Origin of the sequence: Sinorhizobium sp. B11, from assembly GCA_039725955.1 — a bacterium.
Lineage (GTDB): Bacteria > Pseudomonadota > Alphaproteobacteria > Rhizobiales > Rhizobiaceae > Rhizobium.
The window spans coordinates 3,431,104-3,453,082 of record CP091034.1; the positions used below are offsets into that span (position 1 = coordinate 3,431,104).

A 21,979-nucleotide genomic window follows, 5' to 3' on the forward strand; every position below is an offset into this window, starting at 1 on the left:
GCTCTCGCGCGTGTTGCGGTCGCCTGACCGCGGGCCTCGCCCTCACCTGACCTCCCAGCTTGAACGCGAGGCCGCGGCTTCGTCAGGAAGACGACCATGACCCTCCCGGTTCTTCGAGCGACCGTCCTGACGCTCATATGAAGACCCGCTGACGGCCGTGGGCCGTCAGCGCCACGGCCCCCTTAAAAACGATCTAAAACCGACGCGCCGCCGGCCGAGCTGGAGCGCGAACAGGAAAGCTATGCCTATGAAAACCAACCTAAAAACATCCACGTCCCTATTTACCGGAGCGCTCGAAGACCACCAACGCTCTGCCGGGAATGCAGCAGTACTCCGGAACGGCGAGACGCCGTCCGTGCTGTGGGACGACCTTCACGACCTCGCGCAGGTTAACGTCATCGTCCAGTACGAGGACGGCAGCTTCGGCAGGCCCCTCGTCGATCTCCGGACCGGGGAAGTGGTCGAGGGCCCGCGGGGGGATCGCCGATGAACGCTTCGCTCAATTCCCGCCGCGTAGCGCCGGCCCCTGTGGCTCCGCCGCCCTTCCTCAATCACGACCTGTCCAAACGGATGGGAAACGAGGCCTTTTGGCGCGACGTCTTTCAGAACGGCGAACCGAAGAAGGAGATCAAGCCAGGTACGCGATACATCTCGCTGCCCGGATGGTTCCCTACGAGGAAGAACCCGCGCGGTTTGATCCGGACGTCGTCGCCGCTTACGCGAGACCTCATGTTCCATCTGGACACGGACCACGAGATCGTCTCGATCGCCGACTTCCCGGTCACGACGACCTACCGCTCCAAGACCCCGACAGGGTTCAAGGTGCGCGAACACATCCCGGAGCTCGCAGTCCTTCGTCGCGACGGCGCCGTCTTCGTGGTCGACGTCATGCCTCTCAACGTTCAGCCCACCATCCCTTTCATCCGGCAGCGGACGATCGATCTGAAGTCGGCCTATTTCGATCAGGGGGCCACCTACCTTCTGCTCGACGAGACGTCGCTTCACCTCGAGCCGCTTCTCGGAAACCTGAAGCGGATGTGGAAGCACAAGAAGAGCGACCACGAGCTTCCGGAGATGGAGGTGATCCGACGATGGATTCTCGACGCCCGGTTTCCCACCACCATCGGCGAGCTGATGCGCGAATCTCCCGTGAACGCGGTCTTCGCGCACTGGAGCGACCAGCCGGAGGACACTGCCCGCCACGTCACCGAGAACAATCCGGTCTTCTCGGCCGTGATGCAGCTCGCCATCGCGGGATTGGTCGAGGTGGACCTCGACGCCCCCTTCTCGCCCTCGACCACCGTAACCCTGAAGGAGAAGTCCAATGTCCGGCTCTGACATCATCTGGCGCAAGATCAAGAAGTACCACGAACTGGAGCTGCCGGATGATTCCGGCCACTCGCACGCGGTACAGGGCCACCACTTCGAGAACAGGTCGCAGTGGATCCTTCTAAACCCGACACTGACGAAGTACGGAATCTTCGTCTACACGGGCGTCTTCCAACCGGCCGCCGACGCGGCACGCAAGTACCAGTTTCTGCACGTCGACACGAACGACCTCGTCATGCTGTCGGTGGGCCAGATCAACGCATTGCAGCCTCGCGGGCGGATCCGGCCGGTCTTCGGTTCTCCGGACGGCGCGAAGAGCCTGCCGGGCGGCAGCTTTCTCGCCAGCGGCCCCAGGCGCGATGCCGCTCTAAGACGAATGGAATATGCCGAGGGCTTCGAACGGCGCCTGGATGAGCTGGGCGTCTGGAGGCTGACCGACGAGCAGAAGCAGTCCGTGGTCGACGAGGTCGCGGCTAGGCTGAACGATCCGAACCCGCCGAAACGATCCCAGTGGTACAACCTCATCAATATGAGCCGTACCGGCAACCAGTTCGACCCGTTGCTTCGGTTCGTCGACAACACCGACCTGAAGGGAAACCGTAGCGAGCGGTACGGAACCGCGGTCAGCAAGCTGATCGAGGACGCCGCGCAGCTCGCGGTATCGAACAGTGGCGACTGGGAAAGCACCCGAGGCATCATGACCCGCCTGGTGAAGCCAGGTGGCGAATACCACCATCTCCGGGACCTGGTCGTGGACGAAGACGGCGTCTGCAAGATTCCCGATCGAAAGATCCAGCGTGTTCTCGGGAAGATGAACGAATTCGTGCGCGACTTCCTGGTATTCGGTCCCGACTACGCCGAGCGCAGACATATGCGCGCCTTGCGGCAGATCAGGCCGGACACCATTCTGGAGGTGGTCGACATCGACCACACCACGCTCGACGTCGTGGTCTTCGACGACGAGCATCCGATCGCCTTCGGCCGTCCCGACCTCCTGACCTTCCGCGAAAGAAAGAGCGGCGTGGTTATCGGTTATTCGATGTCTTTCAACGCGCCGTCCTTCGCCACCTTCCTGGACGGCCTGAAGCACGCGCTCTTCGAGAAGGACGCCGACCTGATGAACGGGGTCGCGTATCCGTGGTTCGGCAAGCCTATCGCGCTTGGAGCGGACAACGCCAAGCATCTGGCTGGCCTCAACATCAAGGCGGCAGCCCGCGAGTTCGGCTTCGCAACCGTCGCCTACCGTCCCGCTCGGGGCTGGGAGAAAGGCGCCACCGAGCATCTCTACGGAATCCTCGGCATGAAGCTCATTCATCGAATGCCGGGTTCGACCGAAATGGGACCCGACGAGCGCAAGAAGTACGACGAGGAGCGTCAGAAGGCCATGCCTGTCCTGACGCTCGGGGAGATGAAGGGGTTTCTCGACTACTACTTCGCGTACATCCATCACTACAAGCCGACCGAGGGCCTGAACGAACTGGCGACGCTCAAGGGCATTCCTGCCGAGATCTGGGAGGAAGGCATCAAGGACGCTCCCGAGCCTCCTATGATCGACCCGGACATCTTTGTCCGGCTCGCGGGCGAGGAGAAGACAGGCGTGATTTCTTCGAAAGGATTCCGGTGGGAGTACCTCTACTACGACTGCGCTGAGTTCGCCATGTTTACGACGCAGGCGGGCCACGCGGGGAGACAGTACGAAGCCCGCCGCGATCCGAACGATCTCGGGTCCATCCAGGTCAAGAATCCCTACTCGAAGAAGGAACAGTGGATCCGAGTTCCCGTCGTCGACGCCCTGGCCGACTACGCGACCGGCCTCAAGCTTTACGTCCACAAGGCCGTCGTGAAGTACATGCGCGCCCAGGCAAAGGAGGCGGATCGCGACCTGCAGCTTCTGGAGGCCAAGGAGGAACTGCAAGCCTCCCTCGTGGAGCTGCACGATCGCCGCCGGAAGCACAAGACGGCGACCAAGCTAGCCCAGTTCTATGCCCGGAACGTGACCAAGTTCGAGCGGAGCCGACGCGTCAGCATGGGTCGCGTCGAGTATTCCGGAGGGAGGCTCGACCTGGCAAGCGTACCGGAACGCGCGGCGCCGACAAAGCTCAGCAGGCGCGCGATCGGCGTCATGCCCGAACGACGTGACGACGAGGACGAATCCTTTGACTCAGGTCCCGTCGCCACTGCGACCGTCGTCAGCCGAACCGTGAGGAACGATCCGCGCCTGTCGGCACGCGACCTCAACGTCGACGGCGCGCCAGACGACATCGACGAATACGACCTGTGATCTTCCAGCGCCTGAAACTCACCAAAGGACCAGACAAATGACCGTAAATGTACCTAGCGACACCCTCAAGGGCCTTCCCGCAGCGGCGCCGAATTCCGCTGTCGGAGTAGCCGCCCGCTTCCATACGGAACCCTTCGCGACGCCGGAGGAGCGGACGGCGGCCTCCCGCCTCCCAGCGGACCGCAGGCAGTGGATGATCGACAACCTGATCGTCAAGTACAAGGTGTTCAATACCGCGTTCCAACAGATCGCCTCCAACCACATGCCCGTCGCGGGCGGCACCCACGCAAGGGGAACCGTCGGTGCGATGCTCGGTGAATCCAGAGCGGGCAAGTCGGCGGTTTGCGCCTTCTATGCGGCGATGCACCCGCCGACCTATGACGACGAAGGGGAGGTCTTTTCTGTAGTCCATATGACCGCGAGCCTACGCATGACGCCCGTGGAATTCGCACACGAGATCAACCGGCTCACTGCCGCACGCCATATGCCGACGAGAGGCGGGATCGGCGCCTATGTCGACAATGCGATCCTCAGGCTCCTACGGGTAAGAACCGAGCTGCTGATCATCGACGACGCCCAGTACCTGTTCTTCGATCGCACCGACAAGACCGCCACGGACATGTTCAAGCTCGTTAAGAGGATCGCCGACTTCAACGCTCTGAGCATCGTCCTGGTGGGAGAGGAGAAGATCAACGACTACGTCTACTCGATCGACGCATTCGCGAACCGGGGCTACAACTGGGTGCCGATCAAGCCTCTGACGGCCGGCAGAAAGGACATGGAGAAGTTCGGGAAGCTGCTGGGTTCGATCGATCGGCGCCTCCCCTTTGCAAACTTGAGCGGACTGGAGGACTCCTACATTGCCGAGCATCTCTACAGATTCAGCGGTGGCATGATCGGGCGGGTGATGAACGTCATCAGGCCGGCGGCCTTCGAAGCGCTGAACGACGGCTCGTCGCACGTGATGCTCGAACACCTTCGCACCGCCGTGTCGACACGCATGCGGAAGGGCGACACCTTCTCTTACTTCGGGATCGACCGCGATGCTGCATGATCGTTTTCGAGCGGAAAGGTTGTTCTCGCGGTGGCGGATCCGGCCCTGCTGGGGGGAGCCGAACTACTCCTACTTCGCGCGGCTTGTCGCGGATTCCGAAGCATGCTCGGCGCAAACCTTTGCCATTCGCTCCGGCCATTGGGTTGGCGAGCAGCGAAACTCCAGGCTCCTCCAGGCCGTCCTGTGCCTCCCCCTCGATGAGGGGGAGAAGGCGAGCCTGCGCAGGTGGACGCCCGTAGAGGCCGCCACGAGCCGCTACTGGTCGCTCGCAGATCAGGAGATCAGCATGAGCCACTTCAGGCCCGGTGTCAGAAGGTGCCCTATCTGTGTCAAAGAAGCAGCCTTCCATCGGGTCTGGTGGGACATCAAGGGCTTCGAACGCTGCCCTGTTCACGACGTCGCCATGGAACGAAATATCGCACCAGATGGCGACGAACGTTGGCCGGTGTACGGCCACTGCGTGGAGAAATTCGAAGGGCGACCGATCCTTTCGGAGCAAGGTGCCCACTCTCTCGAGGGCTACATCATGCAGCGCCTTGGAGCGCTCGACCAGGTCATGACGTGTCCGCTTCTCGACGACGAACCTCTAAGCGCGGTCGTGACGGCGGTCGAGTATCTAGGCATGCTCATCAGGAATCCTGTCCTGCAGAGGATTCCCTCCGCCTCGAAAGGTGACGCAGAAGCCGGCTTCCAGGCAATGCGGTTCACTTCCGTCGAGCTGGAGGACGCCTTTTCAGAGTGGCTTGTCGCCAACTATCGGAGGGACGAGCTCGGTCGTGTCGGGCTTAGCCACTTCGGCATCACCGAGAGCACGCATCGCTTTACGTCCTCGTTGAAGGCCAAGGTACAGTTGGCCCAGCTCGCTGCTTCAGCCCGCCATGGCCTGCTCAACGGACGGGCACGCCACATTGACGGTGTGAATGCGCCAGTTCTTCGCAGCGTCCTTCCTAGGAAGCTGGGAGTGACGGTACACAGTGCGAACGTTCTCCTATTGCGTCTGGGATTCGATCCGCAGCTTCTTTCCGGGAAGCTCGTGGAGATCCCGGACAATGTCGTAGCGAAGGCAAAGCTGGAGGTTGATGCGGCCGTACCTGTAACGGAGGCGGCAGTTCGTCTCGGCTGTACTGCGGCGGAGGCCGATATAATCGCTTCGAACCTAGCTCACCGCGGATGGACCGTAGGCATCCAGAAGCGGAACGGAAAGGAGATCGAGCGTCATTTTCTAAGAGGCGAACTGGAGAAGATGACGGAAATTTTGAATTCCTTGCCGGCAGCCGCCAAGCACCTCAAGGTGGTCAGCGTCTACAGGAGGCGAAAGCTATGGAGTGCCACTAAGCTGATGTCGGACGTGCTTCTCGGACAGAGGCCCGGTTTCACGAACCCCGAGAAGTCCGGGCTTTCCGGCCTCAAGGTCTATGCCGCCGTCGGCGGTCTGCCAACGCCTAAGGGAAGGACACGGGTTCCCGACGACGCGATGCTATGGAGCGAATTCAATGCGATGATCGGCGTCCATCACATGGGAATAGAGTTCCTGGTTCAAAGCGGCCACCTTCAACGCCATCCCGGAAAGCGGAGCTGGCTGGTTCGCGAGAGCGCCCTCGCCTTCTGCCGGCGATTTGTCAGTCCCCTACGGTGCCTCAAGGGACGCGGCATGGCCTTTTCCGATGCGGTGCCCATTGTAAGGAACATGGTGGCGGTATTCGATCAGCTTGAAGTAGGAGTGAAAATCGTTGAGCGGTCTGTGTTTGAATCCTTGGCGGGGCGTGTTGCCACGCCCCCGGACGTTGCACTGAAGCTTTATCGTGAATTCGTCGAGCTGGGATCCAAGAACTGCCCCTCGTTCATAATCCCGGAGGTACCGGGCGATGGCATGTTCGCGGTCTTCCCTACCACTCGCATAATCTCGTTCTTCATCGTGCTCGACGACGACGGCTTCCGCCTCGAATGCGAGTTTAGGCCACACTTCCGACGCATCTGGAAAACGTTCCAGACGCGTCGTGAAAGCTTCCAGTGGATATTCGAATCCTTCTCCGTGGAAATCGGTGACGATGTCGTCCGTATCGAAACGAGAGCTTCCAACTTGGAAGACGTCGACAGGATCACGAAGGCACTCGGACGATTGAACGAGCACTTCCGGCATAAGATGCCGTAGCTCTGGGCTACCAACAAAAAAGGCGCGACCGAATATGTCGCGCCTTTTTTGTTGTCAAAATATCGTTTTAGGCGCCTCATTTAGGGGTGGAGCCCGATCGGTTTAGAAGGTCGGAATTCCAGTCCACGCTTATGCTTTCAGAACCATAGGCAGTCCACGCTTTTGCGGTATCAGTTCGCGAATACGGTTTGCTTAAGCGGGATTTTTAGCTGCAAATTCAATGATTCTGAATCCGCACTTATGTGGCGATGCAGAAAAATACCATTACAAAAGCTGATTTAACGGAAGAAGAGTTCCAGTCTGTGGCGCGGCGCGGCCTTCTGGACAAATCGGCGTCAGCTTTCGGACACGAAAACAGAATTTGTCAGCCCCTCAGATTACGGCCCGTTCGTTTTCTTCACCGTGTCCGCGACCGCATCAATGATCTCGAAATATGCCCGGGTCGGACTGTAGCCGCCATGGAAGAACCCTGAGGGAGGCGAATAGCGCAATATCCCTCTTACATTCAGTTCATGCAGCCTCTCAGCGAGGTCGTGCAGCTCAATAGGTAGCCCCATCGTTTTGTGAGCATCCAGAATGGCCTTATAGACCATGTGCCCCTCTGAACTTAGAGTGGGCCCGTCTTGGATGACCTGATCCCATGCAACTTTTGTAGCCGCGAGGGTCTCTAGCTCCGCATTCGAGATTAGTTCCAGCTTTCTGGCAGCCCTTTCAATTGTGCCAAGATCAGACCTCTTCGGATCGCCAGCAACGCCCTGGGTGATAAGGGCGGCTAAAACTTTCAAATTGTGCTCGTACTCACCAATGCGGACCTGCTCCAAGAAGCGGTAAACGGCAGGCACATAGAATTCGAACTGTTCATCGTTGAGCGCAGTAATGCCTCTCTCTGAAATTGCGTGCATCAGCATGTCTTGTGCCTGCTGCATCTGCTTATCGAGATAGCGATCCATTGCCGGCTTCAATGCAGCCGCCGCCGGAACAAAAGCGCCTATAACGCCTGCCAGGATTTCATATACAGCCTTGGCGTTCTTGGTTGGTTGGGGAGGCAGTGACATGGCAATCTTACCTTTGATTTTCCAGGCGCCATCAATAGCGAATTCCCGCCGCCACAAATAGCAAAGCCCTCCACCAAGGTGTGTCAGTCACGATGCTCTTCGCGGTGGCACCGTCGCAATGACCTGTAGGCCGTTTGTGATGAATTGCGCGGGGTCCGTAGGCTCGAGATAGGTCATGATAATATACGTTATTCGCGATTGGCATTTGAGCGTAAGCATGCGCGGGCGATATAGGGCCTCCGTCCCGAGCGCGTCGAAGTTGACGCCAGTCGGGTCAAAAATGATTTCGAATTCGATATAAAACCATCGAATTCTGATCCCGATGACGTGCGAGGCCGTCAATAATGGCGCAAAGGCAACGTCAATTCCCCGGGGGTCTACTTCTCTCGTCCTGACATAAAGTCCGCAGTGAGATGGAAACCGCCGCGTCATCATTATCTCGCGCAGCAAATCAATATTCATCTCACGGACATCACGGAGACGGTGTCGATCGGCGGCAGCTATCCTACCATAATACATTCCTGCGAGGCATTTCAGCGCCCAAAATTCCATGCCGCTTCCCGACATCAGTGTGTGTGACACCTTCGATGAGATCGAGAATTTAATGATTTCCTCGGTCGCATCTTTCAAATTTCGGAAGTTTCGCAGCCCAAGATCATCGAGGGATGCGTAAGCGCTGTTGTGGTCTTTGCAAAGCACATTAGCTGCCAACGCGCTGGCGGGTAGCCGTAGTCTTTTCCCTTCGGTCATCCATGGCAATCCTCCCATGTCGAGATCGCCGATCTCCTCCAAGATCGACTCAGAGATATAATGCTCGCGAGAAATCGTCCCACCGCAACCGCCGAAGCTAGCCATATAACAATCGTCATGAGGCGCATCAGTTGCCTTCGCCTTGGGCAAAAACGGGGGAATAGCAAGGTCAGGCCATCCTCCTTTCGTGCCGCAGCATTGCCCGTATTGCATTCCACTTCTGCAGGGGCAGTCGTCCGTCCTGCCCCAAGGGACAAAGGTGTGAAATTGTTTCAGTTGCTTCCGATTCATCCGTACCTCTCGACTCGAAGATTCAACCGTGAGGATTCGCTCTATGGGCAGGTATTTCAACCTGTGTTATATCGAGACGAAACATTATGTGTGCGGATCTGATAGAAAATGGGCAAACGAAAAAAGCCGTCGAAGCGGTCCGATCAAGAGAAGCTGGTAGCCCATTTCGCGTCTCACTCCATCAGCGCTCATGCCATCTTTCATCCAGTTCAATGGGGCAACGGACGAGAGCCTGCGGACATGATTATTGTCGCAGGACGAACACTCTTTTTCATCAACATGACTAAGGGCAAATCCTATTTCGAGGATTTGGTAGAACATAATCTGAAGCAAGCCCGCGATCGGATAAACGAATGGCAAGCCGGGCTCGCCATCAGGGGACGCAACGAGTGGCGAACCTTCACAGTGGGTTGGGATGATGTCGATCATATCGCTGTCATAAGCGTTGTCGATGGTCCCCATGCAGCATGTTCAGATCATCCGCTGGCGGGGCTTAATCTCCCCGAAAAGGTGAAGATCTGCACTTCACTTACGTCAAAGGTGATGCACGAGATCGCCGCGCTTAACGGAAGTGCGAGAGATATCCTCGATGTCTGCGTGTCGCTTCGAAATGAAGATATTTTTTCGGAGGAAGATCTAGCTGCTTCGGTCTCCTGGATGGTCCAAGAATTGAGGACTCAATTCTTGTCGCAAATTCCTCGCCAGCCGACGAGGCTTGGGTTGGGAATTCGCAACGGAGAGTTGGTAAGTTCTATCGATGAGTTTATTGGCTATCTTACCGATGTCCGGAGAGAGCCGACGGAGGGAATGGAGGTGTTAGCCGATGTGTCTTGGGAGAACATGCTTGCTGCCGCTGCTTACATCACCAAAACCGTGGCCGATATCGAATGGAGCAACGATGGATTTGTTCTCGTTTCGGATTTTGGAGACCAGACGAAATTCAGGGTGATCGTCTCATCCGCTTCGGAAACACTTGCGAAGCACATGCCCGAAATCATTTCCTCGGGTCAAGAAATGGGCGTTGCGTTCTTCTACATTATCCAATTCTTCCACATCGGCCCATCAGTGACCTTCTTTTTTGGCGCCAGTCCACCAAAGCTTCAGATCGAAGCGGACCTTGAAGCGCTTTAAGCAAGTCCACACTTTGTAAAAGCGCTCCCTGCTATGGAACTTCAGCATAGCGGATGATGCTCTGATTTTGAACGTTGGCGACCAATTCATCAGAGCGAGACAAAAATCTGCGGAGCAAAGGCGAGGAATTTGAATCGTTGTATCCCAAGGTGAGATCAATTGTCGGAGGCACACCCTCAAGTGCTCTGGCAACGACATTCGGTGTAAGCATATTTTGCGCATAAAGCGGAATAAGCGTTATTCCACCCGTCGACACTACGAGCGACATTGCTGATGGCAGGCCTTCGCCTTCGTACTCTGCCTTGAGGGTGATCCCGACGTTCGACGCGTAATCCTGGATCACGGATTGCAGTACGGGAGAAATTCTAGCCGAACTGACGTAAGTTTCGCGGGCAAGATCCTGCGGCAGGATCTTTTTGCGCGACGTCAAGCGATGGTCCGCCGGCAGCACGGCGATCAGTGGCTCCTTGGCTAGAAACTTGAAGGACACACCAACACTCTGAGTCTCGGGGCGAAGGAAAGCGACGTCCAGCTTGCCCCGCATCAGTGCCAGAGCCAGGTCCGGGGAAGACTGGCTGGACAATATGATTTCAACCTCCGGCGCTTCCTCGCGAATAATGCGCAATGCATGGGGTAGCCACACGACCTCTTGCCCTGCGAGAAACCCGATCGTGAACGACTGCTTTTCCGGCCGCTCTGCCCGCCGGGCCCCTTCCGCAGCCGCCTCGACTTGCAATAATGCCAGCCGCGCGTGATCAAGAAACACTTTACCGGCGGCGGTGAGCGTCACGCCGCGCGACTGCCGTTCCAACAGTTTGACACCGACTTCGGTTTCCAGATCGCGAATTTGCCTGCTGAGCGAGGGCTGGGACGTGTGAAGCCGCCGCTCTGCTGCGGTCAGCAGGCTTCCCTCCTCCGCGACGGCAACAAAATAGCGCAAATGCCTGAGTTCCATCGGGTCCTCGCTATACCTTTGAGGCATAGCTCGAACGTACAAGGTATTTGTCTTCGATAAAGAGGGAATTTAACTAACGTCGCGATTTTCGGATATGATCGAACACGCCTCACCGGAGGTATTTCGCAATCAACTGTATCCCAAAACGAATGTTCAACAGGGCAGATGGAGCGAACGATGCCTACAATCACGACCACGGACGGCGTAAACATCTTCTATAAGGACTGGGGCTCGGGCCAGCCGATCGTTTTCAGCCACGGCTGGCCGCTGTCGGCGGACGACTGGGACGCCCAGATGACCTTCTTTCTTGGACACGGCTACCGGGTGATCGCCCACGACCGGCGCGGTCACGGCCGGTCCGACCAGCCCGGCACCGGCAACGACATGGACCACTGGGTTGCCGACCTCGCGGCCCTGACCGAGCACCTCAACCTGCGCGACGCGATCCACATCGGCCACTCCACAGGCGGCGGTGAGGTCGCTCGCTATGTCGCCCGCCACCAGGAGCGCGTCGCGAAGGCGGTACTGGTCGCTTCCCTGACGCCGAACATGTACCGGAGCGAGGAAAACCCGTCTGGTCAGCCACCGGAGTGGTTCGAAGCGATCCGCGCGGGCGTGCTGGGCAACCGGTCGGAATTCTACCGTTTCGTCCCTGAGAACCCGTTCTACGGGTACAACCTCGATGGGGCCAAGCCTTCGGAGGCGATCATTGCGAACTGGTGGCGCCAGGGCATGGGCGGTGGTGCTCTCGCTCACCACGCGACTGTCGCCTCCTGGCTGGAAGATTATACCGAAGACCTCAAGAAGATCACCGTGCCGGTGCTGGTGATGCATGGCGAGGCCGATCAAGTCGTCCCCTTCGCAAGTTCCGTGCCGCGTGCGGTCGACCTGCTCAAGAACGGGTCGCTGAAGACCTATCCGGGCTACCCGCATGGCATGCTCACCACCCATGCGGATGTCCTCAACCCCGACCTGCTCTCGTTCATCAGGTCTTGACGACATTTGACAGGCGCATCGCCGATGTTATGCGCCGGCGCAGTCCTGCGGTCTCGCGCAGGAAATCGGTCTCCTGCGCGCCGATTCCAGACGATATCCGGAAACGGCAGATTACTCGGGATAGGCCTCAGCGCCCTCCAGCGCCGCCTTGTGGAAGAGGATGAAGACCAGGGGGTTGCCGGGCTCGGACATTGCGTCGCTGCGCTGGCCCGTTATCTCCCCGGCCACGCCGCTTGTATATTCCGCGACCACCTCGCCGAAGCTGTTGCGCTGGATGGCCACCTTCTGCCCGGGTTCGACCTTGTCGTTGAGCTTGACCAGATGCTCGACGATCCCGCCCTGGGTTGCCAGGATCGGGAAGGCGCTGTTGCCGACGAAGACATTCACGTCCTTGCCTGTCCGGCCCATCGGCCCGGCAACGATGCCGTAATGCTTGAGGACGTTCATCGTGCCTTCCACGAAGAGCGCGATCATCTCGAGGTCCAGAACTCGGGCAGCACCGATCTCCGGCGTAAACGAGGGGATACCCACCTCCATGAAGGCGTTGTGCAGGACACCGGGATAGACATGGTTGTCGAAGATCTGGCCGACGGGATAGAGCTCCAACATGGCCTTGACCTCGGGCACATCCATGCCGCCGATATTGAATGCGGTGACTTCGAACCCGGTCGTTCCGGTGTGAAAGTCGATGGCGAAGTCGGCGTTCGGCCGCAGCAGCCGGTTGAACAGCAGCCCAGCATGCCGGCTGGGCGCGGTGAGACCGTTCTCGTTCCCCGGCCATTCCCGGTTCATGTCGACCAGATCGACGCCCCTGCCCTGATTGGGCCACCTGCGCTGCATGCTTTCAAGGGCCGGGCGCGCCACATCGGTGACCGCCATGACCGTGCCCGACATCTGTGCCGGATCGAGCTGGTTCATCACGGTTTGGACCGTGTGAATGTTGCTCATTTCGTCGCCGTGCACACCGCTGCTCAGGATGCCGCGCTTGCCCGGCCTTGCCCCCTTGGCGACGGTCACGGACACATACCAGTACTGCCCCGTGGGCATCTGCGCACCCCGAAAATACAGGAGATGCTTCTGCCCCGGCTCCAGATCGTCAACGTCGAGCGCGCTGACGACCTTTTTCCCCTCGATGACATCGCCGGTATAGACCGTTCCCGAGGCCGGATTGGCAGCGGGTTTCGCTGCCTCCTCTGCGTCAGCGGCATCCGCGCTGACGGCGAGAGCAGCCGACGCGCCGACCGTTGCCAGTGATGCAATCATGAAATCACGGCGATCGATGCCGTTCTGCGACTTGTCCGACATGATGGAAGCCCCTCTGTGATTTGAAAAGTTCAGTTAGAACAATGGCATGTGCATCGGCCGAAAAGTTCCGTACGACTTCAACTCAGGGTATGCTGCTGAAATTAGGGCACGCAGCCGAGTTCGCAAGTCCAAGCGGATCGGACGGTGAGCCGGCTTATCCAAGCCCCCGATATCGTTGAGGCAATTGCGTCGAATAGGTACTCACCACAGTTGCCAATGCCGATGGTTTGGGGAATATTCGTGCTCTGGCCCTGAAGGCCTGCGCGGTGACGATAAGGGGGGACAATGTCATGTCTGCAAGATACCTTTTGGCCGCGGTAGCGATCGCGCTTCTGACCCTTTCAGGATGCGCGACCACCGGCACCGGCGGCGACAACACGACCTACGCAACGCCACTGGGTATTGGTCCCGTTCGCGGCAATTATGGTGGCTACTAGTCGCTGCTGATTTCCATTGAGAGCTGATCCACCGATGGGTTCGGGAAACCGGCCTATCGATCACAGTTTTCCAACCCTGTCTGGTTGGAGCAATTCCAGCAAAAGTGCATAGCGGTCTTGCGTCTGGAATTACTTAAAAACAAAGAGATAGAGTGTTTCCACACCCGCTTCCGGCTGTCTGCAGCTTCGCTTGAGCGGCAGGTCCGACAAGTGTCTCGGCATAGGGGCCGTGGTTCTCCCGCAGCAAATGATGGATATATGCGGTGAGCGGGAAACACTCGTAAAGCTCTGTCGCCGCGACAAGGCGAGGAGCCGTTCGGAAGCGGAGCCTGGGATTGCATTCATGGCAGACAACATGAGAGCGGTGCGCCGCCAAGACGCCGCCGGCCTGCGCGGGTTCCTCGATCTCGATCAGCAGCGCGATTGGACGCAGGGCGGAACGATTCCGGCCGACGCCGACGAGCGCCCGGAATCCCTGGAATTGCGTCTCAAATACGTGGCCAGGTTCGAGAAGCTGCTGCGCCGGCCGCAGGCACAGGCGGTTCTCGACATTCTCAGGCGCTACGGGAGCGACTGCATCCCGATCCCGCGCCGGACGGAGCGGCACTACTGGTCGGTTTCCTGTCTGCCGTCGACACCCGGCAAGGCCCTCATTCGCGTCAATGCGAGCTGGATGGAGCTCTTCTCGCTCTATGCCGATGGTGAGGATATCCGCGCGCTCTTCCTGGTGCATCTTTCCGATTTCACCACCGACCACTCACTCGATCACAGCCAGGTGGACGAGGATTTCCTCGGGTCCTGTGTGGTGATGCCTGAAGACGTCAGCTATTTCTTTCCCAGAGGTCAGGACATTTTCGGCGTCAAGGTCCGCGGCTTCTCCTCGATCGGGAAATTTCTCGCCACGCCCGGTGCGCTGCAGGCGATCCGGGCGTTCAACCTGACGCACATGAACCGCGGCCGGAACGCCTATCAGGCGAGCCACTGCTACAGGCTGGCGGATTACATGTTGGGTGACGACGGACATTGAGCAACGGACCGGAACCGACATCACCCCTCCGATAAATGCCCGCCCGTAAACCGTCGCGTGCCTTGGCACGCCTCTTGCTCCGTTAAAATTACACTATCCCATCTGGAGTATTGTGTAATGGAATGGGACACCCCGATCGAATTCGCGCCTGTGATCCTGATGTTCAAGGATCCGGAAAGGGTGTTTTCCATCAGGACGGCAATGGGGGCCGCCAATGCGCTCATAAGGGAATTCCCCTGCGATGACGGAGAGGAGTTTCTTCTGGCCATCAAGCTCTGCCTCGATGTCGTCAAAGGCATCGCTGATCCCGAGCAGCTCAGAGCCGCGATCATTCGCGCGGCAGAAGAGGCTGGCGTTACCGCGATCGCCGTCCTGCACTGACCGCTTTGAGCAGCGGCGGCATTGAAGCGTCGGGAATCCGGTATAGTTCTGCGCCATGAGCCATCAGCGCGCCAAGGCGTGCGGTTCTCCGAACGGGAGCGAAATGGGCGTCAGGAACTATCTGATCGAAGGCGTGTCCGGCACCGGCAAGACCACGGTCGCGACCGAACTGCAGCAGCGCGGCTACCACGTCATTCATGGCGACCGTGAACTGGCCTATCGCGGCGATCCCCGCACGGGCGAGCCGCTGATCGGGTTCCGGCACGAGCAGGAGGATGTCGCCTTCGTGCACAGGCAGCACCTCTGGCATGTCGGCAAGGTCCGATCGCTCGCGGCCGATAAAAGCCACCCGGTCTCCTTCTTCTGCGGCGGCTCGAGGAATTCCCGTCACTTCATCGATCTGTTCGACGCGGTCTTCGTTCTCGAGATCGACCGGGAGACGTTGGAGTACCGGCTCGCCGGCAGGCCCGAAGACGAGTTTGGCGGAAGGCCGGCCGAGCGGGACCTTGTCCTGCACCTGCATGCGACGAGGGAAGACATTCCGGCGAATGCGACCACCATCGACGCCACTCGGCCGCTCGCCGCAGTCGTCGACGATATCCTGTCGAAATGCCGGGGGGCCGGCTGAAGCCGGGCTCGCTGCTCTCTGGAAAACCGCCCGAAACAAGCAAATCCATGCTAGTCTCGCAGGCCATCAGACCGATGGTGGATGCAGCGATGCTGGAAACGGACAAGATCTTCGCCGGCTCGATCCCGGAAAACTACGACCGCTATATGGTGCCGCTGATTTTCGAGCCCTTCGCGGCAGACCTTGCCCGGAGAGCCGCGGCCCTGTTGCCGAATGCCGTCCTGGAAATCGCCGCGGGCACCGGGGCTCTCACCCGCGTCCTCGTCCCGAAACTATCCACCGGCGCAAGCTATACCGCGACCGACCTAAACCAGCCGATGCTCGACTACGCCGCTTCGCAGCGGGCTTCCGACCGCCGGATCGAATGGCGCCAGGCGGATGCACTGGCGCTGCCGTTTGAAAACGCGGCGTTCGATCTCGTCTGCTGTCAGTTCGGGGCGATGTTCTTTCCGGACCGTGTAACCGCCTATCGCGAGGCGAGACGGGTTCTGAAGCCCGGAGGGCATTTCCTCTTCAATGTCTGGGACCGCATCGAGGAAAATGACTTTGCGAATGATGTCACGAATGCTCTGGCGGAGATGTTTCCGGACGACCCGCCGCGTTTTCTGGCGCGCACGCCGCACGGCTATCACGACAAGGCCGTGATCCGGAGCGATCTAGAGGCAGCGGGTTTCCAAAGCGTGGCGATCGAGACGACAGCCGAGCAGAGCCGGGCGCCCTCGCCGCGTCTTCCTGCCGTTGCCTATTGCCAGGGAACCGTTCTTCGTAGCGAAATCGAGGCGAGAGAACCCGGAAAGCTGCAGGCTGCGACCGATCACGCCGCATCCGCGATCGCCGGCAGACATGGCAGCGGCGCGGTGGCCGCCAGGATCCAGGCGCATGTTATCATCGCCACGGCATAGGCCGGGCAGGCGCAGGCGTCGCTGCGCCTAATGCGCAGTATAGGCGCCGTCCGCCAGGTAGTGCGCGCCGGTGATGAAGCTCGCCTGTTCGGAAAGCAGGAAGCAGACGAGGTTGGCGATCTCGTCAGGCGTTCCGCGCCGGCCCATGGGCTGAAGGGATGCCATCCGGCGCGTGCTCGCTATGTCCAGATGCTCGGATAGCAGCGGCGTATCGATCCAGCCGGGGCCGACAGCGTTTATCCGGATGCCGAACCTCGCATATTCTATCGCGGCAGCCTTCGTCAGTCCGACAACCCCGTGCTTGGCCGCCGTATAGGCTGCCGCGGTCGGCAAGCCGACAGCGCCGAGCGCCGAGGACATGTTGACGATTGCGCCCCCGCCCGATCTCAGCATCACGCCGATCTGGCATTTCATGCAGTAGAAAACGCTGTTCAGATTGACGTTCATCAGCCTGTGCCAGTCATCGAGCGGATAGTCCCCAACTGCCGCCCTGACACCATCGACCCCGGCATTGTTGACCGCGAGATGAAGGCCGCCGCATGTCTCGACGGCAAAATCGACAAGGCGCTGCACGCCCTCGAAATCGGCCACATCGACAACGAATGCCCGCGCCCGGCCGCCATCAGCGCAGATTGCCGCCACGGTTCGGTGCGCAGCCTCCTCGTTGAGATCGGCAATGACGACCTCGGCCCCCTCAAGTGCGAGCTGACGGGAAACGGCCGCCCCGATACCGGAGCCCGCCCCCGTCACAACCGCGACTTTTCCTTCCAGGCAAAGTTTCATCGCTTCCTTCCATCTGGGTATTCTAATATTCTTGCAAAACGAGTGGCCGAAGCAAGGAGATTCGTGCATGGTCGAAATGCATACTATTGCAAGTTGCGCAGCTTGTCCGCCTGCCAGATACGCAATTCCACAGAAGCGAATGGGCCGGAAACGAGCCCGCCGCTGAACGGAAAACATCGAAGCTGACTGAGGGTAAGTGGAAATGAACGAAAGGGCAGTTGTGACACGCCGGGGTCTGGTCTTGGGTAGCCTGGCTCTGATGCTTCATGGATGCAGTACGACATCGGATGGCCCGCCGCTGGGCTACCGGGTTTTGGGAAGGGATCCGGATGCCGATCCCCGCTATCGGCGGCAGGAAGTGGCTTATGACGGAGGCGAGCCGCCCGGCACCATCGTCGTCGATACGGGTGCACGTTATCTCTACTTCGTCGAGAACGGCGGCTTTGCCACGCGCTACGGCGTTGCCGTCGGCGAGGAAGGCTTGAGCTTCAAGGGCGAAGCCACGATCGGCCGCAAGACGGAATGGCCATCCTGGAAGCCGACCGACGACATGATCGCTCGCAAGCCGCGGCTTGCCCAATATGCCGAGGGCGTGCCGGGTGGTCCGGACAACCCGCTCGGGGCTGCCGCCCTCTACCTCTACCAGGGCGGCCAGGACACGCTCTTCCGATTGCACGGAACCAATGCTCCCTGGTCGATCGGTCAGGCGGTATCCAACGGCTGCATCCGCCTGACCAATGCCAATATCGTCGACCTCTACTCCCGCACCCGCATCGGTACGCGCGTACTCGTCATTTGAACCAAGTCGCGCGAGACCGGGCCGCGGTTTTCGATACCGGGATCGCGAATTCGACAGCCGGAAGTGTGGCAGGCAGGCCACAACGATCACGGCATGCTTCAATGCCGTTTACCATGTGAAATTGCGGGGTTGGCCACAACGGTTAGTATCTGCTAATGTAGATTCGTTGCACATTGCATCACTCCCGCACTGTCCAAGGTGCCGATATCGTGAAACTTTGAGGTGTAGCTTTTCATAGTCTGCACCGGGATGAGGAGAGGACTTAATGATCAGAATTTTATTCGTGATCCTCGCAACGCTTGCGGTGGCCAATCTGAGTGCCTGCGGGTCGATTGGTAAAGGCAAGGGGAAAGCTCCACCGCCTGCAACGGCCGTCTACAAGTAAAATTCGCAATGACACTTCGGAAGGGCTGGACAAGCCCTTCCTCTCCCCCACATCCTAAACCGGCCAGAGTTGATTCACCTGCCATTCAGCGCGCGGGAACGGATCATCATCTGGCGTCGAGCTCGCATTGTCGGGAGCTTGCACATGGAGCGTGTCGATGGCGCTTGGAAGAAGCCGCTTGTGCCTGATCGCCATTTTGGCGGTTGTGGTATCATCGTGTCAGTCGGAAGACAAAGCCCCCCAGCCACATTATACATCCGATGCCCGTGACCTTAGGAAACCGGCCGCGGCTCAAGCCCAGGCGGGGCGGCGTTTCATCGAGTTCCGCTCGCGTTATGCGCTGACCTACGGTCACACTTATGTCGTCTTTGGCAGTGCCGACAGGAATGGAAGAATGATCAGTCCCGAGGTTGCGGGACTTGCCCCGGCTTCGGAAGATGCCGCGCCCTATGTGATCGGCCACTTCATTCCCGTCCCCGCCACGACAGGCGAAACGGATGGCGATCTCGAAGAACAATACCGCTCGGCGAGCTGGCGCGTGATGCTGACGGACGCCGAATATAACGACACGGTCGCCTATATTCGCAAACTCCAGGCGCGCAGCCGTCTCTGGGAAGCGACCGTCTACAATTGCAACGCTTTCGTGGCCGATATCGCCAAGCATATGGGCTATAAGACGCCAGGCATCTGGCTTCGCCCGCAGCAATTCATTACAAATCTGCGGGAGATGAATACGGGTTGATAGAAAAGCAGGGCGATCCCGGAAAGAAGCGGATCGTGGAAAGGTTCTGGTGCCGATTTGAGCTTGTCAGTTCACACCATTGGCGAGATCGTCTGGGTCCTCGGAATTATCGCATGGTACGTCATCCGTTACCCATTTGAGCGCCGCGGCAAGCGCGTGCCCATCGTGAGCAGTCAGCGGAGCGCGACAGAGAAGCTCGCGCTCGCGGCAGCCCTTGCCGGGCTTGCGATCGTGCCCGTCTTCTACGTCGCGACCGGTATCCCGAAAGGTGCTGACTATCCTGCCCATATCTGGGCGATCGTAGTCGGGGCAATCATCTTCGCGCTCGCCATGTGGGTCTTTCGGCGAACGCACAAGCAGCTCGGCCGAAACTGGTCCATCACGCTGGAAATCCGCCAGAAGCACGAACTGATATCATCAGGGCCTTACGCGCTGGTGCGCCACCCCATGTACACGTCCTTCATGCTGATGGGGCTGGCGCAGGCCTTCCTGCTGTCGAACTGGGTGGCGGGCCTTGCCGGCCTCGTCGGCTTTGCCGTGCTTTTCTTCCTGCGGGTGGACAAGGAAGAGCGTATGATGCTCGACGTTTTTGGTCCTGAATACCGCGCCTATATGGACAAGACGAAACGGATCATTCCTTATCTCTACTAGAGCAGTTCCAGCAAAACTGTGCAGCGGTTTGCGTCCGGAATTGCATGAAAACAAAGAGATAGATCATTTGCGTGTTTCGAGGAGAAACGGAAGTGATCTAGGGGGAGGACAAGGATGAGGGGACGGACAGTCAGGCTTTCGGCTGCAAGGCGGCTTGTCGGAGATCTCATGCGGTTTTCGATCGGCATACCGCGCGTCACCGTGCAGCGGCAGATGAACCTGCGCGCGCTGGTCGACGCCAGGAGCGCCTGCGACCCGCGGCCGTCATGGACCGTGCTGTTTCTGAAAGGATATGCGCTCCTGTCGAAGGAGACCCCTGACCTGCGGCGCGCCTATATCAAATTCCCGAAGCACCAGCTCTATGAATATCCCGAAAGCGTGGCCTCGATCGCCCATGAGCGAGAGCACGAGGGCGAGCGAATCGTTCTCCTGAGCACGATCAAGGGTCCCGAACAGCGCCCCATCCCGGAGCTGGAAAAAACTGATCCAGGAAGCGCGCTCGCGCCCGATTGCCGAGATCAAGGAATTTCGCCGTTCGCTCAAGCTTGCCCGCGCGCCGGCCTTGCTCCGCTGGTCGTTGATGTGGCTCGGGCTCAACCTGGGGCGAAAGCGGGCGCGCTATTTCGGCACCTTCCAGCTGTCGGTCTATTCCGGCCTTGGCGCCGAATCCCTCAATCCCCTGACGCCGCTCACCACGCTCCTGAACTACGGGCCGATCGATGCGGAGGGAACGGTGACGGTGCGCATCCATTACGACCACCGGGTCATGGACGGCGCCAGCATTGCCCGCGCGCTGGAACGGTTCGAAAGGATCCTGAACGGCGATGTCGTCGACGAGGTCAGGGGGCTCAAGCAGGCGGGAAAGCCTGCCGGCATATCGATTGCGGGAAGGGCACCATGAGCGTCAGCGCCGAACTCCGCCTGGCTGTCGTGGTCCTCGGCGCATCCCGGGGCATCGGGCGGGCCATTGCCCGGGTTGCCGCGCGCGATGGCAATATCGTGGTTCTGGTGGCGCGCTCCCCCGAGGACCTTGCGGCGGCGGCGGCCGAAATCGTCGGGGCAGGCGGAGAAGCCTTCACGATCGAACTCGACCTCGCCTCTCAGGATGGATCGTCGCGCCTGGAGGCTTTTCTTGCCGCAAAAGGTCTGGCCTGCGGCGTCCTGGTCAATAGCGCCGGCTATGGCCTGCGCGGCGCGGCAACCTCCCTGCCCGCCGATGAGCAGCTCGGCATCATCGACGTCAACATCCGCGCGCTCGCCGACATGACCCTGCGCTTCCTGCCGGGCATGGTGGCGCGGCGCAGCGGCGGCGTCATCAATCTCGGCTCCGTCGCCGGTTTCGCGCCAGGCCCCTACATGGCCTTCTACTACGCCAGCAAGAATTTCGTGCGCGCCTTCTCGACCGCTCTGCATGAGGAGGTCCGCCGCTTCGGTGTGACGGTCACCTGCGTCGCCCCCGGCCCTGTCTCGACCGACTTTCTGGAAAAATCCGGCGCCGACCGGGCCGCCCTCTTCAAGGTGCTGCCCAAGCTCGATGCCGACTATGTGGCCCATGAGGCATGGCAGGGTTTCAAGTCCGGCCGCCGCCTCGTCGTTCCCGGCATCTCTTCGAAGCTCGCCGCCTTCATTGCGAGAATCTTGCCCTCGGCGATGGCCCTGCGCCTGATCGGCCGGGCCCAGCGCCGCAAGAGGGATCCGAACCCCCGTCGGCCGGAAACGAGCATTCCGGCACCGGCTCGTAAACCGGAATCGGCTTTCGGAAAGCCCGACGCCTAGGCTCCGGGAGTTAAGGCGTCATTCGTGCCTGCGGCTGGACTTGCAGCGTTTCAACCGAAGCTGCAATGCCCGGGATCATCGCTGGTCGGTGCTGCGCGCAAAAACCTGCTTCGAACCCTCAGGCTGATCGGCCTGCGGTGCCTCGCGCCTGATCCGCAGCCACCAGTTC

General features: G+C 59.5%; 22 protein-coding genes and 1 pseudogene. 18 read left to right on the forward strand and 5 right to left on the reverse strand.

The genetic code is table 11. The features are described 5' to 3' along the window. The first annotated feature begins 247 nt into the window (after positions 1-247). The 5 genes from LVY75_27085 to LVY75_27105 all read left to right on the forward strand — a co-directional run bounded on the left by LVY75_27085 (position 248) and on the right by LVY75_27105 (position 6,816). Positions 248-490 carry a hypothetical protein gene (locus tag LVY75_27085; GenBank protein XAZ22444.1) on the forward strand — a complete coding sequence of 81 codons (243 nt, stop codon included), beginning with the start codon at positions 248-250 and terminating at the stop codon, positions 488-490. Next, a complete protein-coding gene (locus LVY75_27090; GenBank protein XAZ22445.1) occupies positions 487-1,338 on the forward strand; it encodes a hypothetical protein in 852 nt (283 codons plus the stop codon). Before LVY75_27085 ends, LVY75_27090 begins: the two co-directional genes overlap by 4 nt. Continuing rightward, the gene (locus LVY75_27095; GenBank protein ID XAZ22446.1) at positions 1,325-3,610 is read left to right on the forward strand and encodes a hypothetical protein; all 2,286 of its coding nucleotides are present in this window, start codon (positions 1,325-1,327) and stop codon (positions 3,608-3,610) included. Before LVY75_27090 ends, LVY75_27095 begins: the two co-directional genes overlap by 14 nt. A 193-nt stretch (positions 3,611-3,803) precedes the next feature. Beyond that, positions 3,804-4,664, forward strand: coding sequence for an ATP-binding protein (locus LVY75_27100; protein ID XAZ22447.1), 861 nt, complete (start codon positions 3,804-3,806; stop codon positions 4,662-4,664). Next, positions 4,654-6,816, forward strand: coding sequence for a TniQ family protein (locus tag LVY75_27105; protein ID XAZ22448.1), 2,163 nt, complete (start codon positions 4,654-4,656; stop codon positions 6,814-6,816). The genes LVY75_27100 and LVY75_27105 overlap by 11 nt, the downstream gene beginning before the upstream one ends. 377 nt (positions 6,817-7,193) lie before the next feature. Here LVY75_27105 and LVY75_27110 read toward each other — a convergent pair whose 3' ends face one another. Together LVY75_27110 and LVY75_27115 are read right to left on the reverse strand one after the other, a co-directional pair. Beyond that, entirely contained in the window at positions 7,194-7,928 is a 735-nt protein-coding gene (locus LVY75_27110) for a hypothetical protein (GenBank protein XAZ22449.1), read from the reverse strand. A gap of 30 nt (positions 7,929-7,958) precedes the next feature. After that, the gene (locus LVY75_27115) at positions 7,959-8,726 is read right to left on the reverse strand and encodes a hypothetical protein (protein XAZ22450.1); all 768 of its coding nucleotides are present in this window, start codon (positions 8,724-8,726) and stop codon (positions 7,959-7,961) included. A 294-nt stretch (positions 8,727-9,020) separates the two neighbouring features. On the opposite strand from LVY75_27115, the gene LVY75_27120 reads away from it, so the two are divergent. Beyond that, the gene (locus tag LVY75_27120) at positions 9,021-10,043 is read left to right on the forward strand and encodes a hypothetical protein (protein XAZ22451.1); all 1,023 of its coding nucleotides are present in this window, start codon (positions 9,021-9,023) and stop codon (positions 10,041-10,043) included. Between the two features lie 31 nt (positions 10,044-10,074). Here the strand turns inward: LVY75_27120 and LVY75_27125 are convergent, their stop codons facing one another. After that, complete coding sequence (locus LVY75_27125; GenBank protein ID XAZ22452.1) at positions 10,075-10,998, reverse strand: LysR family transcriptional regulator; 924 nt, start codon at positions 10,996-10,998, stop codon at positions 10,075-10,077. 177 nt (positions 10,999-11,175) lie between these two features. On the opposite strand from LVY75_27125, the gene LVY75_27130 reads away from it, so the two are divergent. Beyond that, positions 11,176-11,994, forward strand: coding sequence for an alpha/beta hydrolase (locus LVY75_27130; GenBank protein XAZ22453.1), 819 nt, complete (start codon positions 11,176-11,178; stop codon positions 11,992-11,994). A gap of 111 nt (positions 11,995-12,105) precedes the next feature. Here LVY75_27130 and LVY75_27135 read toward each other — a convergent pair whose 3' ends face one another. Beyond that, a complete protein-coding gene (locus tag LVY75_27135; GenBank protein XAZ22454.1) occupies positions 12,106-13,299 on the reverse strand; it encodes a succinylglutamate desuccinylase/aspartoacylase family protein in 1,194 nt (397 codons plus the stop codon). A gap of 290 nt (positions 13,300-13,589) precedes the next feature. Between LVY75_27135 and LVY75_27140 the strand changes: the two genes are divergently transcribed. From LVY75_27140 to LVY75_27160, 5 genes are all read left to right on the forward strand, one after another. Continuing rightward, positions 13,590-13,736, forward strand: a complete 147-nt coding sequence (locus tag LVY75_27140) for a hypothetical protein (GenBank protein ID XAZ22455.1) — start codon at positions 13,590-13,592, stop codon at positions 13,734-13,736. Between the two features lie 343 nt (positions 13,737-14,079). Beyond that, positions 14,080-14,763, forward strand: a complete 684-nt coding sequence (locus LVY75_27145) for a hypothetical protein (GenBank protein XAZ22456.1) — start codon at positions 14,080-14,082, stop codon at positions 14,761-14,763. Between the two features lie 117 nt (positions 14,764-14,880). Then, on the forward strand, positions 14,881-15,144 hold the full coding sequence (locus LVY75_27150) for a DUF982 domain-containing protein (protein XAZ22457.1): 264 nt from the start codon (positions 14,881-14,883) through the stop codon (positions 15,142-15,144). 103 nt (positions 15,145-15,247) lie between these two features. Then, positions 15,248-15,772, forward strand: a complete 525-nt coding sequence (locus LVY75_27155) for a nucleoside kinase (protein ID XAZ22458.1) — start codon at positions 15,248-15,250, stop codon at positions 15,770-15,772. A gap of 89 nt (positions 15,773-15,861) precedes the next feature. After that, the gene (locus LVY75_27160) at positions 15,862-16,674 is read left to right on the forward strand and encodes a methyltransferase domain-containing protein (GenBank protein ID XAZ25844.1); all 813 of its coding nucleotides are present in this window, start codon (positions 15,862-15,864) and stop codon (positions 16,672-16,674) included. Positions 16,675-16,701: 27 nt separating this feature from the next. On the opposite strand, the gene LVY75_27165 is transcribed toward LVY75_27160, so the two are convergent. Then, positions 16,702-17,457: an SDR family oxidoreductase gene (locus LVY75_27165; GenBank protein XAZ22459.1), complete on the reverse strand. Its 756-nt coding sequence runs from the start codon at positions 17,455-17,457 to the stop codon at positions 16,702-16,704. A 202-nt stretch (positions 17,458-17,659) separates the two neighbouring features. Here LVY75_27165 and LVY75_27170 point away from each other — a divergent pair, with 202 nt between their 5' ends. The 6 genes and pseudogenes from LVY75_27170 (at position 17,660) to LVY75_27195 (ending at position 21,810) form a co-directional block, all read left to right on the forward strand. Then, positions 17,660-18,256 (forward strand): L,D-transpeptidase, encoded by a 597-nt coding sequence (locus LVY75_27170; protein XAZ22460.1) that lies wholly within the window; start codon positions 17,660-17,662, stop codon positions 18,254-18,256. Positions 18,257-18,521: 265 nt separating this feature from the next. After that, complete coding sequence (locus LVY75_27175; GenBank protein ID XAZ22461.1) at positions 18,522-18,641, forward strand: ABC transporter; 120 nt, start codon at positions 18,522-18,524, stop codon at positions 18,639-18,641. Between the two features lie 157 nt (positions 18,642-18,798). After that, positions 18,799-19,383: a hypothetical protein gene (locus tag LVY75_27180; GenBank protein ID XAZ22462.1), complete on the forward strand. Its 585-nt coding sequence runs from the start codon at positions 18,799-18,801 to the stop codon at positions 19,381-19,383. A 63-nt stretch (positions 19,384-19,446) separates the two neighbouring features. Beyond that, positions 19,447-20,034, forward strand: coding sequence for an isoprenylcysteine carboxylmethyltransferase family protein (locus tag LVY75_27185; GenBank protein ID XAZ22463.1), 588 nt, complete (start codon positions 19,447-19,449; stop codon positions 20,032-20,034). Positions 20,035-20,148: 114 nt separating this feature from the next. Beyond that, positions 20,149-20,935 (forward strand): annotated as a pseudogene (locus LVY75_27190) (2-oxo acid dehydrogenase subunit E2). Beyond that, positions 20,932-21,810, forward strand: a complete 879-nt coding sequence (locus LVY75_27195; protein XAZ22464.1) for an SDR family oxidoreductase — start codon at positions 20,932-20,934, stop codon at positions 21,808-21,810. The pseudogene LVY75_27190 and the gene LVY75_27195 overlap by 4 nt, the downstream one beginning before the upstream one ends. Positions 21,811-21,979 lie beyond the last annotated feature (169 nt).

What these genes read in the sequence shown, in the direction of transcription:
- LVY75_27085 (XAZ22444.1), top strand. Translation starts at nt 248, where the DNA reads ATGAAAACCAACCTAAAAACATCCACGTCCCTATTTACCGGAGCGCTC.
- LVY75_27090 (XAZ22445.1), top strand. Translation starts at nt 487, where the DNA reads ATGAACGCTTCGCTCAATTCCCGCCGCGTAGCGCCGGCCCCTGTGGCT.
- LVY75_27095 (XAZ22446.1), top strand. Translation starts at nt 1,325, where the DNA reads ATGTCCGGCTCTGACATCATCTGGCGCAAGATCAAGAAGTACCACGAA.
- LVY75_27100 (XAZ22447.1), top strand. Translation starts at nt 3,804, where the DNA reads ATGATCGACAACCTGATCGTCAAGTACAAGGTGTTCAATACCGCGTTC.
- LVY75_27105 (XAZ22448.1), top strand. Translation starts at nt 4,654, where the DNA reads ATGCTGCATGATCGTTTTCGAGCGGAAAGGTTGTTCTCGCGGTGGCGG.
- LVY75_27115 (XAZ22450.1), bottom strand. Translation starts at nt 8,726, where the DNA reads ATGGCTAGCTTCGGCGGTTGCGGTGGGACGATTTCTCGCGAGCATTAT.
- LVY75_27120 (XAZ22451.1), top strand. Translation starts at nt 9,021, where the DNA reads ATGGGCAAACGAAAAAAGCCGTCGAAGCGGTCCGATCAAGAGAAGCTG.
- LVY75_27125 (XAZ22452.1), bottom strand. Translation starts at nt 10,998, where the DNA reads ATGGAACTCAGGCATTTGCGCTATTTTGTTGCCGTCGCGGAGGAGGGA.
- LVY75_27130 (XAZ22453.1), top strand. Translation starts at nt 11,176, where the DNA reads ATGCCTACAATCACGACCACGGACGGCGTAAACATCTTCTATAAGGAC.
- LVY75_27135 (XAZ22454.1), bottom strand. Translation starts at nt 13,299, where the DNA reads ATGTCGGACAAGTCGCAGAACGGCATCGATCGCCGTGATTTCATGATT.
- LVY75_27140 (XAZ22455.1), top strand. Translation starts at nt 13,590, where the DNA reads ATGTCTGCAAGATACCTTTTGGCCGCGGTAGCGATCGCGCTTCTGACC.
- LVY75_27145 (XAZ22456.1), top strand. Translation starts at nt 14,080, where the DNA reads ATGGCAGACAACATGAGAGCGGTGCGCCGCCAAGACGCCGCCGGCCTG.
- LVY75_27150 (XAZ22457.1), top strand. Translation starts at nt 14,881, where the DNA reads ATGGAATGGGACACCCCGATCGAATTCGCGCCTGTGATCCTGATGTTC.
- LVY75_27155 (XAZ22458.1), top strand. Translation starts at nt 15,248, where the DNA reads ATGGGCGTCAGGAACTATCTGATCGAAGGCGTGTCCGGCACCGGCAAG.
- LVY75_27160 (XAZ25844.1), top strand. Translation starts at nt 15,862, where the DNA reads ATGCTGGAAACGGACAAGATCTTCGCCGGCTCGATCCCGGAAAACTAC.
- LVY75_27165 (XAZ22459.1), bottom strand. Translation starts at nt 17,457, where the DNA reads ATGAAACTTTGCCTGGAAGGAAAAGTCGCGGTTGTGACGGGGGCGGGC.
- LVY75_27170 (XAZ22460.1), top strand. Translation starts at nt 17,660, where the DNA reads ATGAACGAAAGGGCAGTTGTGACACGCCGGGGTCTGGTCTTGGGTAGC.
- LVY75_27175 (XAZ22461.1), top strand. Translation starts at nt 18,522, where the DNA reads ATGATCAGAATTTTATTCGTGATCCTCGCAACGCTTGCGGTGGCCAAT.
- LVY75_27180 (XAZ22462.1), top strand. Translation starts at nt 18,799, where the DNA reads ATGGCGCTTGGAAGAAGCCGCTTGTGCCTGATCGCCATTTTGGCGGTT.
- LVY75_27195 (XAZ22464.1), top strand. Translation starts at nt 20,932, where the DNA reads ATGAGCGTCAGCGCCGAACTCCGCCTGGCTGTCGTGGTCCTCGGCGCA.